Here is a 14356-nt window from a genome sequence, read left to right as displayed (position 1 = left end):
TCGGGCCCACAACCCTCGGGCCCACAACGGACCCGCCGCCAGCCCACCGAGGCCCGATTTGACATGGGTTCGGGTGCTTTAGGCTGGTCGAAGCCGGGCAGGCTTGGCGGACGCTTTTCCCGCCAGGCCTGCCCGGCTTTGGCCAGCCTGGAGTGCCCGTAAGGGCCCCATGTCAAATCGAGCCGGACCCAACCACCGAGCCGCGCCCAAACCACCGAACCGAGCTCTAGAACCGCACCCTCAACCACCCCAGTGCGCACGCCAATCGTCCGCCCCGAGCTTCTCCACCCCAGCCGCCCGCGCCACCCGCTCAACCTCCCGCACCCGCGCCTCAAACCTCCGCGCCACCGCCCGCAACTCCGTCTCCGGGTCCTCCCCGGCCAACTTCGCCAACGCAGCGACCACGAACAACGTCTCCCCGGTCCCGTCACCCTCCGGCAACAGGTCCACCGGAAACCCGGCCCGCGCCACCCGCTGCACCAGCTTCCCCGCCAACGCCACCGCGGGCTGCCCGGTCGCCACCCCGTCGACGCTCGACTCGCGCCGCTTCTCGACCTGCTTGAGCTCTTCCCACCGGTGCTGCTGCGAGGCGGCGTCACGCACCGCCGGATCCCCTCCGGAGAACACGTGCGGGTGCCGCCCGACCAGCTTCGCCACCAGGTCGCCCGCCACCTCGTCGATCCCGAACGGCTCCTCGGCGTCCTCCGCCGCGATCCGCGCGTGGAACAGCACCTGCAGCAGCACGTCCCCGAGCTCTTCCCGCAACGCCGCCCGGTCGCCGTCCTCGATGGCCTCCAGCAGCTCGTAGGTCTCCTCGACCAGGTACTGCCGCAACGACTTGTGGTCCTGCTCGGCGTCCCACGGACACCCGCCGGGCGACCGCAGCCGGTCCATCACGGCCACCGCGTCCAGCACCGGCGCACCCGGCGTGCGGATCACCTCGGACCCCGCCGAGATCAGCTCCACCGCGGCCGGCTCACCCGGGTCCGTCGTGATCAACACGACCGAGGGCCCCGCCACGAAGTCCGACACCGGCACCGCCGACCACGCCGCGGCGTCCACGCCCTCCCCCGCGTACACCACCGCCGCGCCCCGCAATGCGGGTAGCGCGGCGGCGGGCAGTACCGGGGTGGTGCCTACGACGACAACGGTCACGGCGACTTCTGCCGCACCGTCGCCTGGTAGCCGCTCAACTCGCCCTCGCTCGGCGCGAGCGAGATGGCGGCGCCGTCCCACAGCCCGTACCGGGGGTTGATCTGGATCTCCGGCTCACCGGCGAGCGTGTAGACCAGCCGCAGCCCGATCTGCTCCAGCAGCTGCGGCGTCAGCTGCTCGGTGGACGAGTCGCCGGACGATCGCACGTCGGTCTTGCGGCCGGTCACGTACGCCACGATCCACTGCGCGCTGCTCGGGTCCGGCGCGAACGCCACCACCGTGCCCGCCGGCACGCCGAACAGCGGCGACTGCGCGGCCTGCGGCGACTCGGCCGACCGCACCCGCTGGCCCTGCTTGGACAGCGCCTGTCCCTGGGTGCCCTGCGGCGCGGCGGCCACGAACTCGGCCATCTTCGCCGGGTCCGCCGCGACCTGCTTGGCCTTCTCGACGGCCTCGGCGTTGTCCTTGGTGAAGAAGTAGTCGAACGTGACTTCCATCCGGTCGACGTACTTGCGCGCCAGCTCGACCGCCAGCAGCTGGTCGCGGGCCCGCTCGCGGAACGTCGCCGGGTCGTACACCGTGTTCTGCGAGGCCAGTTCCGCGCCGCCGGCCTGCTCGACCGACTCGGTCACGGCTTCCTCGGACACGGTCACGCCCTCGCGCCGGGCCGCCTGCTCGATCAGCTCGTGCTGCACGCCCAGGGTCACCAGCTGCCGCGCGACCTGGTCGAGTTTGCGCTGGTCGTGCAACTTCTGGGCCTCGGGCTCCTTCTTGAGCACGATGTCCAGCCGCTGCTGCACCTGCTCCAGCGGCAGCACGGTGTCGCCGACGATCGCGGCCGAGCCGACGTGGCTGGGCCCGGTACCGCAGCCGGCCACCAGCACAGCCACCGATGCCACGGCCGCGCCGATCAGGGTGAAGCGCCTCTGCACAGTCCTCACGACCAGTACCTTCTCACGTCCTCGTGACGCCGCTCACGGGAGTCCCCGCCAAGGATTCCAGGAAGTGCGCGCACCAATCCAGCAGCTCCTGGTCGCGCAACTGGGGTGCGCCCATCCGGCCGCCTGCCGCTCCCTCGGTCGGACGCGGCACGCTGACCGTGTGCGCGGCCTGCTTGTAGATCGCCTTCGGGAACAGCCGGCGCAGCCGCACCAGCTGGCTGTCCTTCAGCTCCAGCGGCGCGAAGCGGATCGTGGCGCCCTGGGTGGCGACCTCCGTCACCCCGTGCGCGCGGCACGTCTGCCGGAACCTGGCCACCGCGAGCAGCCGTTCCACGGGCAGCGGCGGCGTGCCGTAGCGGTCCTTCAGCTCGTCCCACACGCTCTGCAACGCCTCGGCGTCGCTCGCCGCGGCGATCTTGCGGTAGGCCTCCAGCCGCAGCCGTTCGCCGGGCACGTAGTCGTGCGGGATGTGCGCGTCCACGGGCAGGTCGACGCGGACCTCGGCCAGCTCCTCCTCGACCTCGCCGTCGGCGCCCGCGTGCTTGCGGAACGCCTCCACGGCCTCGCCGACCAGCCGCACGTACAGGTCGAACCCGACGCCCGCGATGTGCCCGGACTGCTCGGCGCCGAGGATGTTGCCCGCGCCGCGGATCTCCAGGTCCTTCATGGCCACCGCCATGCCCGCGCCCAGCTCGGTGTTCTGCGCGATCGTGGCCAGCCGGTCGTGCGCGGTCTCGGTCAGCGGCGCCTCGGGCGGGTAGAGGAAGTAGGCGTAGCCGCGTTCCCGGCCGCGGCCCACGCGCCCGCGCAGCTGGTGCAGCTGGGCCAGGCCGAGCAGGTCGCCGCGCTCCACGATGAGCGTGTTGGCGTTGGAGATGTCCAGGCCGGTCTCGACGATCGTGGTGCACACGAGCACGTCGTACTCGTTCTCCCAGAAGCCCTGGATGATCTTCTCCAGCTTGTCCTCGTTCATCTGGCCGTGCGCGGTGATCACGCGGGCCTCGGGGACCAGCTCGCGCAGGTGCCGGGCGGCCTTCTCGATCGAGGACACGCGGTTGTGCACGTAGAACACCTGGCCGTCGCGCAGCAGCTCGCGGCGGATCGCGGCGGCGACCTGCTTGTCGTCGTACGCGCCGACGTAGGTCAGGATCGGGTGCCGCTCCTCGGGCGGGGTGAGGATGGTGGACATCTCGCGGATGCCCGCCAGCGACATCTCCAGGGTGCGCGGGATCGGCGTGGCGGACATCGTGAGCACGTCCACGTGCGTGCGCAGCGCCTTGATGTGCTCCTTGTGCTCGACGCCGAACCGCTGCTCCTCGTCCACGATCACCAGGCCGAGGTCTTTGTAGCGCAGGCTCTTCTGCAGCAGCCGGTGCGTGCCGATGACGATGTCCACCTCGCCGTCGGCCAGGCCGCCGATCGTCTGCTCGGCCTCCTGCGGGTCGGTGAACCGGGACAGGCCCTTGATGCTCACCGGGAACGCCCGCATGCGCTCGGTGAACGTGTTCAGGTGCTGCTGGGCGAGCAGCGTGGTCGGCACCAGCACCACGACCTGCTTGCCGTCCTGCACCGCCTTGAACGCCGCCCGCACCGCGATCTCGGTCTTGCCGTAGCCGACGTCGCCGCAGATCACCCGGTCCATCGGGACGGTGCGCTGCATGTCGGCCTTGACCTCGTCGATCGCCGCCATCTGGTCGATCGTCTCGGTGAACGGGAACGCGTCCTCCAGCTCGCGCTGCCACGGGGTGTCCGGCGCGAACGCGTGACCGGGTGCGGCCTGGCGCGCGGCGTAGAGCTGGACCAGCTCGGCGGCGATCTGCTTGACCGCCTTCTTGGCCTTGGCCTTGGTGTTCTTCCAGTCGCTGCCGCCCAGCTTGTTCAGCGTGGGCAGCTCCCCGCCGACGTAGCGGGACACCTCGTCGAGCTGGTCGGTCGGCACGAACAGCCGGTCTCCGGGCTGGCCGCGCTTGCTGGAGCCGTACTCCAGCACCAGGTACTCGCGGGTCGCGGTGCTGCCCGCGGTGTCTTTGGTCGTGCGCTGCACCATCTCCACGTACTTGCCGATGCCGTGCTGCTCGTGCACCACGTAGTCACCGGGCTTGAGCGCCAGCGGGTCGACCGCGTTGCGGCGGCGGCTGGGCATGCGGCGCATGTCCTTGGTGGACGTGCCGTGCCGCCCGCCGGTGAGGTCGGTCTCGGTGAGCACGACCAGCGCCAGCTCGGGCAGCGAGAAGCCGTCCTCCAGCGCGCCGCGCACGACGGTGACCGCGCCCTGCCGCGGCGCCGTGTCGAGGGTGTCGCGGAGCACGACGTTCACGTCGGCTTCGCGCAGCTGCTCGGTGGCGCGCTGCGCCGTGCCCGCGCCGGGGACGACGAGCACCGCCGTGCCGCCGGAGACGGTGTGCGCGCGCAGGTCGGCGAACGCCCGCTCGATGTCGCCCTGGTAGGCCTCGACCTGCTTGAGCTCCAGCCGGACGACGTCCTCGCCCTCGGTGGTGAGCCGGCTGAGCGTCCACCAGGGGCGGCCCTTCGCCCGCGCGGACTGCGCCACGTCGGCCAGGCTGTGGTAGGCGCTGGAGTCCAGGTCGATGGGGCTCTGCCCGCCGCCCGCCGCGGCCATCCAGGACGCTTCCAGGAACTCCTGGCCGGTGCGCACGAGGTCCGCGGCGCGGGCCCGGATTTTCTCCGGGTCGTTCAGCACGACGTGCGTGCCCTCGGGGACGACGTCGGTGAGCAGTTGCAGCTCGCCCTCGCACAGGGCCGGGATGAGGGCTTCCATGCCCTCCGCCGGGATGCCCTCGGCGATCTTGGTCAGCAGCTCGTTGAGGTGGGCGTCGGCGGTGTGCCGCTCGGCCAGTGCCGCCGCCCTGGCCTTGACGTCCGCGGTCAGCAGCAGCTCGCGGCACGGCGGCGCGACGAACCCGTCGACCTCCTGCGGCAGCGACCGCTGGTCGGCGACCGCGAACGGGCGGATCTCGCTGACCTCGTCGCCCCAGAACTCGACCCGCAGCGGGTGCTCGGCGGTCGGCGGGAAGATGTCCAGGATGCCGCCGCGGACGGCGAACTCGCCGCGCTTCTCGACCATGTCGACGCGGGTGTAGGCGATCTCGGTCAGGTTGACCAGCAGCGCCTCGAAGTCGTGCTCCGAGCCGACCGCCAGGTGCACCGGCTTCAGCTCGCCCAGGCCGGGCGCCATCGGCTGGATCAGGCTGCGGACCGTGGTGACGACGACCTTGAGCGGGTTGCCGTCGGGGTGGGCCAGCCGGCGCAGCACCTCGAGCCGGGCGCCGACCGTGTCCGCCCTCGGTGACAGCCGCTCGTGCGGCAGCGTCTCCCAGGACGGGAACAGCGCCACCTGTTCGGCGCCGATGAGGTCGCACAGCACGGCCTTGAGGTCGTCCGCCTCCCGGCCGGTCGCGGTGACCGCGAGCACCGGCGCGTGGTGGGCCAGGGCCGCCGCGACCAGCGGTCGGGCCGCCGGCGGTCCTTCCAGTTCGAGGTCGGGCACGCCGACCGAGTCGGCGAGGGCGCGCAGCGCCTTGTCGGGCAGGACAGCGGTCAGCAGGCCGGACAGCGGGCCGGGCTGGGGCATTGCGATGGCTCCCCGGGATCAACGCGGACAGACCCCTGCCCGGGACCGAACGTCCACGTCCACCGGAGGGGTTCTCGACTGCCCAGCCTACGGCCCTGCCCCGCCGGGTGCGCCGTGATTTCGGTTGACCGCGGGGTGACCCTGAGTACGTGGAACAGAGAGAGATCAGAGCCGACTACGACGATCGGCACATCACCGTCTACCAGGCGTACTCGCCCGCCATCGCCGAGCTTGCGCTGGCCGCGGGACGGTTCGTGCCGCCGTTCAAGCGCGGCCGGATGACGTGGGTCAAGCCGTCGTTCCTGTGGATGATGTACCGGTCCGGGTGGGGGACGAAGCCGGACCAGGAGTGCGTGCCGGCCGTGCGAATCACCCGATCGGGGTTCGACTGGGCGTGCGGGAGGCCGTGCCGAGCAACGAGGGCATCGGGCTGAAGCCGGACGTGCGCGTGCAGTGGGACCCGGAGCGGAGCCTGCGGCTGGGCGCGCTGCCGTACCGGTCGTTGCAGCTCGGGCTGGCCGGTGAGGCGGCCCGGCGGTACGTGGACGAGTGGGTCGTGGGGCTGACCGACGTGACGCCGCTGGCGCGGGAGGTGCACGCGCTGGTGCGGGCGGGTGACCTGGACGGCGCCCGTGCCCTGCTGCCCGTGGAGCGGCCGTACCCGATGCCGTGAACGGGGAGCACACACGGGGGTTGCCATGCTGGGCGGCATGCGTCGGTTTGTCGGGTTCGCTGCGGTGCTGGCCGCGTGTGCGGCGTGTTCGGCCGAGGGCACCGGCGGCAGTGCGCCGTCGACCACCACGCCCGAGGGGCTGAAGGTCGAGGTCGTGGCGTCCGGGCTGAGCCACCCGTGGGACGTGGGGTTCCTGCCCGACGGGCGGGTGCTCGTGCCGCAGCGGCCGGGGCGGATCGCGTTGGTCGCGGACGGTCGGGTGACCGACGTCGAGGCCGACCTCGGTGACGTGGAGGCGCGGGGCGAGGGTGGGCTGATGAGCCTGGTCGTGCACCCGGACTTCGCCACCAGCCGGCGGTTCACCACGTGCTTCAACACGTCGTCGGACGTGCGGCTGGTGACGTGGGAGCTGGACGGGACCAAGGCGACCAGGGTGAAGGACCCGCTGCTCGCGGGCCTGCCGACGGCATCGAGCGGACGTCACTCCGGGTGCCGGATGACGCTGGACCTCGACGGGAACCTGCTGGTCGGCACCGGTGACACCGCTCGCGGCTCGGTCTCGCAGGACAAGTCGAGCCTCGGCGGCAAGGTGCTGCGGATCGACCTGGCGACCGGCGAGGGCGTGCCGGGCAACCCGTTCGGCGACCGGATCTACACCTACGGGCACCGCAACGTGCAGGGTGTCGCGGTCCGGCAGGACGGCATGGTGTTCACCGCCGAGCACGGGCCGGACGTGGACGACGAGGTCAACGTGCTCAAGGCCGGTGGGAACTACGGCTGGGACCCGTCACAGGGCGGCACGGTCGGCGGGTACGACGAGGACGTGCCGATGACGGACCTCTCGCGCTTCCCCGATGCCGTGCCGGCCGTGTGGTCGTCCGGGCGTCCGACGGAGGCGATCTGCGACGCCGCGTTCCTGGTGGGCGAGCAGTGGGGCACCCTCAACGGCGTCCTGGCCGTGACCGCCCTGAAGGGCTCGAAGCTGCTGCTGTTCACCGTCACCCAGGAGGGCGGCGTCCACTCCGTCGCCATCCCCGCGGAACTGGACGACACCCACGGCCGCCTCCGCGCCGCCGAACTGGCCCCCGACGGCTCCCTCTACGTCACCACCTCGAACGGCACCGACGACAAACTCCTCCGCATCACCAACAACTAACCCCCGTGTGTCCTACGTCCAGAACGCGCGTGTCCTACGTTCGCGCACCCCATGTTGAACACTCACGATGGCCATGGCCGTGCTGAATGTTCAACATGGGTGTTCCGAACGTAGGACACGCGTGACGCGAACGTAGGACACGCGCGTTCTGGAGGTCAGCGGGTGCGGAGGCGGGGTTTGTGGTCCATGTGGGACAGGCCCTTCCAGGCCAGGTTGACCAGGTGGGCGGCCACTTCGTCCTTCTTCGGCTTGCGGACCTCCAGCCACCACTGGCCGGTCAGGGCCACCATGCCCACCAGGGCCTGGGAGTAGAGGGCGGCCAGCTTGCGGTCGTAGCCCTGGCGGGAGAAGTGCAGGCCCAGGATCGACTCCACCTGCGAGGCGATGTCGTTGAGCAACGACGAGAACGTGCCGGTGGACGACGCCACGGGCGAGTCGCGCACCAGGATCCGAAAGCCGTCCGTCGAGCCCTCGATGTAGTCCAGCAACGCGCACGCCGCCTGTTCCAGCAGCTCACGGGGGTGCCCGCCGGACAGCGCGTTGACGATGTGGTCCATCAGGTACTGCATCTCGCGGTCCACCACGACCGCGTAGATGCCTTCCTTGCCGCCGAAGTGCTCGTACACCACGGGCTTGGACACGCCCGCCCGGTGCGCGATCTCCTCGATGGAGGTGACCTCGAAGCCCTTCTCGGCGAACAACGCGCGGGCCACGTCGAGCAGTTGCTCGCGCCGCTCCTTGCCCGTCATCCGCACGCGCGGCACCGGTGTTCCGTCGCCACGCCGTCTCCCCGCCACCCAGACCACCCTAAACGCCTGCCCCCCGCGTGGAGCGCGAGGGGCAGGCGACAGCTCGTTCGACCGCTTACTTCTTGGCGCTGATGCGGGCCAGGCGCTGCTGGTTCGGCCAGCGCACGTTGGTCGCCCAGCCGAACTTCTCGAACAGCCAGATCAGCCGCGCGGACGTGTCGATCTGACCGCGCTTGACGCCGTGCCGCGCGCACGTCGGGTCGGCGTGGTGCAGGTTGTGCCACGACTCGCCGAAGCTCAGGATCGCCAGCGCCCACACGTTCGCGGAACGGTCACGCGCGGCGAACGGGCGGTCGCCCACCATGTGGCAGATCGAGTTGACCGACCACGTCACGTGGTGCAGGAACGCCACCCGGACCAGACCGGCCCAGAAGAACGCCGACAGCGCGCCGGACCACGACATGGTGATCAGGCCGCCGAGCGCGGCGGGTGCGAGCAGGCTGATCGTGGTCCACAGCCAGAACAGCTGGTCGACGCGCACCAGGTCCTTGTCGGCGAGCAGGTCCGGCGCGAAGCGCTGCGCGTTGGTCTTGTCGCGCTCGAACAGCCAGCCCATGTGGGCGTGCCAGAAACCCTTGGCCAGCGCGACCGGGCCGCTGCCGAACAGCCACGGCGAGTGCGGGTCGCCCTCGCGGTCGGAGAACGCGTGGTGGCGGCGGTGGTCGGCGACCCAGACGATCACCGGTCCCTGCAGCGCCATGCTGCCCGCGATCGCCAGACCGATCTTGAGGGCGCGGTTGGCCTTGAACGAGCCGTGCGTGAAGTACCGGTGGTACCCGATCGTCACGCCGAGGCCGGCCAGGTAGTAGAACGCGACGAACAGCGCGACGTCGACCCAGCCCAGCCCCCAGCCCCAGGCGAACGGAACGGCCGCGAGCAGAGCCAGGAACGGCACGATGACGAACACGTACACGCCGAGCTGCTCGACGTGCCCCCGTCGCCCTTCGATCATCGGCTTGGGTCCGCGATCCTCGGGACCTTGCGGCGTGGACCTGCTCTCCAGGGTGCTGGTCATACATGTACCTCGTTGTGTATCGGTGCTACCTACGGAACCGTAACTTACGGGAGCGTAAGTTAGGTGAGCCTCGTGCCGCCAGAGTCGAAGCCGAACTCATGGCGTGTTCTCAGGAAGTCGGGCGTGTCGATCAACGCCGGGGCATCATTCGGTGATGGGGTCACCGAACGTTCGCGGGCGCCGCCGCCTGCGCATCGCACTGGTCACGTTCGCGGTGGTGTTCCTGCTGGTCACGGGCGGTCTGCTCGGGTTCGGCTGGTACTACAGCGGCCAGCTCCTCGACCCGGGGAACGCCCGTCCCGGCTACCGCGACACGGTCACGTCGTCGGCTTCGGGGACCGTCTCGCTGGTGGAGTCCAGGGTCACAGTGCTCCCCGGCACGTGGGGTCTCGTCTGGCCTGGTGGCGGCGCGAAGATCGGCCAGGTGACCCAGCGGTCCGAGGGCACGGTGGTGCGCGAGCTGCAGGGCACGGCGCCCGCGGACGGCACCCGGGTCCGGCTGGAGACGTCGGTCTGGAGCACCGACCCCGACACCGCGCACGACCTGGAGTACACGGAAGTGCGAATTCCTACCGAATTGGGTGACGCACCGGCCTGGCTGGTCCCCGCGACGTCGTCCACCTGGGTCGTCGCGGTCCACGGTCGGGGCGGCACGAGGGCCGAGGCCTTGCGGGTCATGCCTGCGCTGCACCAACTCGGGCTACCCGTTCTCGCCGTGACCTACCGCAATGACGAGGGCGCGCCGCGCTCCCCGGACGGCCTCTACCACCTGGGCGACACGGAGTGGCGTGACGTCGAGGCGGCCGTGCGGTACGCCCGCGAGCACGGCGCGCGCAACGTCGTGCTGTACGGGTGGTCGATGGGCGGCGCGATCGTCGGCCAGTTCCTCGGCCGCTCGGCGGACGCGGACGACGTGGCCGCCGTCGTGCTCGACGCACCCGTGGTGAGCTGGACGAAGACGCTGGAACTGCAGTCGCGCAACCGGGGCGTGCCCGAGCAGCTGGTGCCGGTCGCGGAGCTGGTCTCGGACTGGCGGGTCGACCTGGAGTTCAGCCGCTTCGACCTGGTCGCCAACCCTCCCGCGCACCGGCCGCCGACCCTGCTGTTCCACGGCGGCGCGGACGGCACCGTGCCGGTGCAGGCGTCCCGGGACCTGGCCGCGGCGGCGGACCGGCTCGGCTGGCCGCTGCGGTACGTCGAGGTGCCCGCGGCGGAGCACACGGCGGCGTGGAACGTCGACCCGGAGTCCTACGACCGCGCGCTGACGGAGTTCCTCGACTCGGTCACCGCGATCCGTTAGCCCGCTCGGCGGTGGCGCACAGCGCACACGGCGGCATCCCGTCGCGCACACGGCGGCACCCCACCGTGCCCGCTCGACTACGCAAGGTAGTTAAGCGTGTGACTGTTTCGGCCGAAATCGTGTCGAACAGGGGTCGATGAACCCCCGCACGGGACCACCGAGCGTCGCCGCACGGCCGTGACGAGTTCACCGGAACGTGATCCAGGCCACCTCGGACAACCCCGCTGGCCTGCGTAAACACGCAGTGTCATGATCGCGTTACGGTGGGGTTGCCGCCACATGAGTGGTGGTGCTGACCTTCGAGGGGGACTCGTGACAACATGTGTTCGCGCGGTCGGGGCGAGCCCCGACCGTTCCGCCATGGTGTAAAGGCAGCACCTCGGATTTTGGTTCCGATGGTCCAGGTTCGAATCCTGGTGGCGGAGCGAGGAGGCCGGGCCACGAAGGGTCCCGGCCGCCCTGCGTCTGCATGGGGGTGTGAGTCGCTGCACGAGGAAGCGGTCGACGAGCAGGGCAACGTGGCGACTCCGGCTCTCCACGAGATGTCCGACGCGTGGCTGGTCGGCCGCGCGAGTGAGCTCGTGGCCGTGGCCCAGAGCAGCCACCTGTCCGACCAGCTCGACGCGGCGCACGAGGTCGACGAGATCCTGGCCGAGGCGCAGGGGCGCGGCGAGCCGCGGATCGTCGGCCAGCTGCTGCGCGCGGCGGCCGTGGTCCGGATCGTCACGCCCGGCCTGGTCGACCTGTCCGACTCCGTGCTGGACGAGATGCTGGCGCACTGCCGCCGGCACGGCCTGCTGGTGCTGGAGGCCGAGGCGCACGCCCTGCGCGGGCGCCGCTACCTGCTCGGCGGGTTCGAGGACAAGGCGCTGACCGAGGTCGCGGCGGGCCTGGCGATGCTGGAGGAGGACCTCGCACCCGACCCGATGCTGGACAAGCGCACCTGGGACCGGCTGCTCGCCTCCGCGTTGCAGACGACCGGTCTCGTGCTCACCCAGCTGGGCGTCTACGAGATGGCCGACGAGGTGATGGCGCGGGCACACAACGCGATCCGGGACAGCGCCTACCCGCACCTGATCTACGTCCACCTGGTCAACCGGGCCCGGCTGCTGATCGGCTGGGGCCTGCGGCTGGAGCGGGTGGGCAACTTCGAGGAGGCCGCCGAGCGGTTCGTCACCGCGTCGGCCATCGCCACCGCCGTCGAGGGCCCGTTCCGCGAGTCGCTGCACCCCGGCAGGCGTGACCGCACCGCCGCCGAGCAGGTGCCGGTGATCGGCGCGGCGCACGCGCTGGCCAAGCCGGGCGCGGAGCACATCGCGCGGCTGTGGTCGCTGCGCGAGCTGGCCATGTACGCCCGCGAGCTGTTCATCGTGTCCATCGCGCTGGCCCGCTGCCTGGAGATGGAGGAGCTGCCGCAGCAGGCGCTCCAGGTGCTGCACGACGCCCAGGACCGGCTGGAGCACGACAACTCCGAGCCCACCCTGATGCTGTGCCTGACCCGCGAGTACGCCCGGATGTCCGGCCCGCACGGCGAGCGCACCATCTCGGCGCTGCAGACCTACGCCAACGCGCTGGAGGTGGAGCTGTGGCTGATGCAGGAGGCGCGCACCGCCACCCTGCTCACCCGGCGCGACCACGAGCGGCTGACCCGGGCGCACGGCGCGATCGCGCAGCAGGCGTTGCAGGACCCGTTGACCGGCCTGCCGAACCGCCGCGCGCTGGACGACCGGCTGGCCGCGCTGATCAACGCGCAGACCCACCCGATGGCCATCGCGCTGGTCGACCTCGACGGGTTCAAGGTCGTCAACGACAAGCACTCGCACGCGGAGGGTGACGATGTCCTCCGCGTGATTGCGAGCACACTGCGCCAGGCGTTGCGGGGTGACGACCTGGTGGCCCGCTACGGCGGCGACGAGTTCGTCGTGCTGCTCCCCGGCGCGCCGCTGCACGCCGCCGAAGCGGCCCTCGCCCGAGCCGTGGATGCCGTCGCGGACTTGCCTTCCGACCTGTCCAGGGGGGTGACGCTGTCGGTGGGCGTGATCTCCGTGCGACCGCACGAGGCGGCGCACGCGGCGCTGGCCCGAGCCGACTCCGCGATGTACGTGGCGAAGCGGCGAGGTGGCTGCCAGGTTGCGGCCGTGGAAGGCGAGGCCTCCTCGGAGGCTTAGTATCGGCACCTGGCGGGAAGCCAGGCCCCTCCCGCTGAAGGCACGCACTCAGCTAGGGAGAGCGCTGATGCTCGAGGGTGTCCCCACCCCAGTCAGCACGATCGTCCTCGCAGCGGGTGAAGGCACCCGCATGCGCTCAGCCACCCCGAAGGTGTTGCACCGCATCGCCGGTCGTTCCCTGGTGGAGCACGCCGTGCGCGCCGCCGCCGGGACCGAGCCGGACCACCTGGCCGTCGTGGTCGGCCACGGCCGCGCCGCGGTGGCCGAGCACCTCGACACCCTGGCCACCGCGCTGGACCGCAAGGTCACCGTGGCGGTGCAGGAGCAGCAGAAGGGTACGGGGCACGCGGTCGGCTGCGGCCTGGCCGAACTGCCCGCCGAGCTCGGTGGCACGGTCGTGGTGACCTACGGTGACGTGCCGCTGCTGGACGCCGACACGTTGCGCGGGCTGCTGGCCGAGCACGGTGCGCGCGGCAACGCGGTCACCGTGCTGACCGCCGTGGTTGCCGACCCCACCGGGTACGGGCGGATCGTGCGGTCCGCGGACGGCTCGGTCGAGGGCATCGTGGAGCAGAAGGACGCCACGCCGGAGCAGCGGGAGATCACCGAGATCAACTCCGGGGTGTACGCGTTCGACGCGGCCGTGCTGCGCGACGGGCTCTCCCAGCTGTCCACCGACAACGCGCAGGGCGAGCTGTACCTGACCGACGTGCTGACCATCGCGCGCTCGGACGGTCGGCGCGTGGGTGCGCTCGTCACCGACGACGCCTGGCTGGTCGAGGGCGTGAACGACCGCGTGCAGCTGGCGAAGCTGGGCGCGGAGCTCAACCGCCGGCTCGTGGAGAGCGCGATGCGCGGGGGCGTCACCGTGGTCGACCCGGCCACCACCTGGCTGGACGCCGACGTGCGGCTGGAGCGCGACGTGCTGATCGAGCCGAACGTGCAGCTGCGCGCGGGCACCACCGTCGGCGAGGGCGCGGTCGTGGGGCCGGACACCACGCTGTCGGCGTGCGTGATCGGTGCCGGCGCGACCGTGGTGCGCACGCACGGCTCCGGCTCGGAGATCGGCGCTGGCGCGTCCGTCGGCCCGTTCGCCTACCTGCGGCCGGGCACCCGGCTCGGTGAGCGCGGCAAGATCGGCACGTTCGTGGAGACGAAGAACTCCGACATCGGCGCGGGCAGCAAGGTGCCGCACCTGAGCTACATCGGCGACGCCACCATCGGCGAGCACTCCAACATCGGCGCGGCGAGCGTCACGGTGAACTACGACGGCGTGAACAAGCACCGGACCACGATCGGGTCCTACTGCCGCACCGGTTCGGACAACATGTTCGTCGCGCCGGTCACCGTGGGCGACGGCGCGTACACCGGCGCGGGGACCGTGGTGCGGCGCGACGTGCCGCCCGGCGCGCTGGCCGTGTCCGGCGGACCCCAGCGCAACCTGGACGGATGGGTCGTGTCCCGCCGCGCGGGCACCCCTTCGGCCGAAGCGGCGGAGCGCGCTCTGACGCCCGAGAATGCAGGCACAACCGATGAAGGGCGCTGAC

At 71.3% G+C, this 14356-nt stretch carries 11 protein-coding genes and 1 tRNA gene; 7 read left to right on the top strand and 5 right to left on the bottom strand.

Annotation, left to right across the window (positions count from 1 at the left end; all coding sequences use genetic code 11):
* Nucleotides 1-240: 240 nt before the first annotated feature.
* The 3 genes from A6A25_RS29435 to mfd are packed head-to-tail and all read right to left on the bottom strand — an operon-like array spanning nt 241 to nt 5688.
* Nucleotides 241-1155: a MazG family protein gene (locus tag A6A25_RS29435; protein ID WP_073895681.1), complete on the bottom strand. Its 915-nt coding sequence runs from the start codon at nt 1153-1155 to the stop codon at nt 241-243.
* Nucleotides 1152-2096 (bottom strand): SurA N-terminal domain-containing protein, encoded by a 945-nt coding sequence (locus A6A25_RS29430; protein ID WP_073895680.1) that lies wholly within the window; start codon nt 2094-2096, stop codon nt 1152-1154. The genes A6A25_RS29435 and A6A25_RS29430 overlap by 4 nt, the downstream gene beginning before the upstream one ends.
* Before the next feature lie 13 nt (nt 2097-2109).
* Nucleotides 2110-5688, bottom strand: coding sequence for a transcription-repair coupling factor (gene mfd / locus A6A25_RS29425; protein WP_073895678.1), 3579 nt, complete (start codon nt 5686-5688; stop codon nt 2110-2112).
* Nucleotides 5689-5837: 149 nt separating this feature from the next.
* Here mfd and A6A25_RS46475 point away from each other — a divergent pair, with 149 nt between their 5' ends.
* Genes A6A25_RS46475 through A6A25_RS29415 form a run of 3 tightly spaced genes read left to right on the top strand, consistent with a single transcriptional unit; the run spans nt 5838 to nt 7517 of the window.
* Nucleotides 5838-6122: a DUF4291 family protein gene (locus A6A25_RS46475; RefSeq protein WP_274534353.1), complete on the top strand. Its 285-nt coding sequence runs from the start codon at nt 5838-5840 to the stop codon at nt 6120-6122.
* Nucleotides 6095-6361: a DUF4291 family protein gene (locus A6A25_RS46470; protein ID WP_274534352.1), complete on the top strand. Its 267-nt coding sequence runs from the start codon at nt 6095-6097 to the stop codon at nt 6359-6361. Before A6A25_RS46475 ends, A6A25_RS46470 begins: the two co-directional genes overlap by 28 nt.
* A 37-nt stretch (nt 6362-6398) precedes the next feature.
* Entirely contained in the window at nt 6399-7517 is a 1119-nt protein-coding gene (locus A6A25_RS29415) for a PQQ-dependent sugar dehydrogenase (RefSeq protein ID WP_073896158.1), read from the top strand.
* A gap of 155 nt (nt 7518-7672) precedes the next feature.
* Here the strand turns inward: A6A25_RS29415 and A6A25_RS29410 are convergent, their stop codons facing one another.
* Together A6A25_RS29410 and A6A25_RS29405 are read right to left on the bottom strand one after the other, a co-directional pair.
* Nucleotides 7673-8266, bottom strand: coding sequence for a TetR/AcrR family transcriptional regulator (locus tag A6A25_RS29410; RefSeq protein WP_053719425.1), 594 nt, complete (start codon nt 8264-8266; stop codon nt 7673-7675).
* A gap of 115 nt (nt 8267-8381) precedes the next feature.
* Nucleotides 8382-9341, bottom strand: a complete 960-nt coding sequence (locus A6A25_RS29405) for an acyl-CoA desaturase (protein ID WP_073895676.1) — start codon at nt 9339-9341, stop codon at nt 8382-8384.
* A 154-nt stretch (nt 9342-9495) separates the two neighbouring features.
* Between A6A25_RS29405 and A6A25_RS29400 the strand changes: the two genes are divergently transcribed.
* The 4 genes from A6A25_RS29400 to glmU all read left to right on the top strand — a co-directional run bounded on the left by A6A25_RS29400 (nt 9496) and on the right by glmU (nt 14355).
* Nucleotides 9496-10641, top strand: coding sequence for an alpha/beta hydrolase family protein (locus tag A6A25_RS29400; protein WP_083668777.1), 1146 nt, complete (start codon nt 9496-9498; stop codon nt 10639-10641).
* A 354-nt stretch (nt 10642-10995) separates the two neighbouring features.
* Nucleotides 10996-11066, top strand: a tRNA-Gln gene (locus tag A6A25_RS29395).
* Between the two features lie 93 nt (nt 11067-11159).
* Nucleotides 11160-12809: a GGDEF domain-containing protein gene (locus tag A6A25_RS29390; protein ID WP_241828980.1), complete on the top strand. Its 1650-nt coding sequence runs from the start codon at nt 11160-11162 to the stop codon at nt 12807-12809.
* Between the two features lie 67 nt (nt 12810-12876).
* Complete coding sequence (gene glmU / locus A6A25_RS29385; protein WP_073895673.1) at nt 12877-14355, top strand: bifunctional UDP-N-acetylglucosamine diphosphorylase/glucosamine-1-phosphate N-acetyltransferase GlmU; 1479 nt, start codon at nt 12877-12879, stop codon at nt 14353-14355.
* Nucleotide 14356: the final 1 nt, after the last annotated feature.

Source organism: Saccharothrix sp. CB00851 (genome assembly GCF_001905065.1).
Classification (GTDB): Bacteria; Actinomycetota; Actinomycetes; order Mycobacteriales; family Pseudonocardiaceae; genus Actinosynnema.
Note: the sequence above shows the minus strand (reverse complement) of the source record. Positions and strands in the feature narration are given on the sequence as shown.

Bases quoted from the DNA above. Each gene is read 5' to 3' on its own strand.
- A6A25_RS29415 (WP_073896158.1), top strand. From the start codon at position 6,399: ATGCGTCGGTTTGTCGGGTTCGCTGCGGTGCTGGCCGCGTGTGCGGCG.
- A6A25_RS29400 (WP_083668777.1), top strand. From the start codon at position 9,496: ATGGGGTCACCGAACGTTCGCGGGCGCCGCCGCCTGCGCATCGCACTG.
- mfd (WP_073895678.1), bottom strand. From the start codon at position 5,688: ATGCCCCAGCCCGGCCCGCTGTCCGGCCTGCTGACCGCTGTCCTGCCC.
- A6A25_RS29405 (WP_073895676.1), bottom strand. From the start codon at position 9,341: ATGACCAGCACCCTGGAGAGCAGGTCCACGCCGCAAGGTCCCGAGGAT.
- glmU (WP_073895673.1), top strand. From the start codon at position 12,877: ATGCTCGAGGGTGTCCCCACCCCAGTCAGCACGATCGTCCTCGCAGCG.
- A6A25_RS29410 (WP_053719425.1), bottom strand. From the start codon at position 8,266: ATGACGGGCAAGGAGCGGCGCGAGCAACTGCTCGACGTGGCCCGCGCG.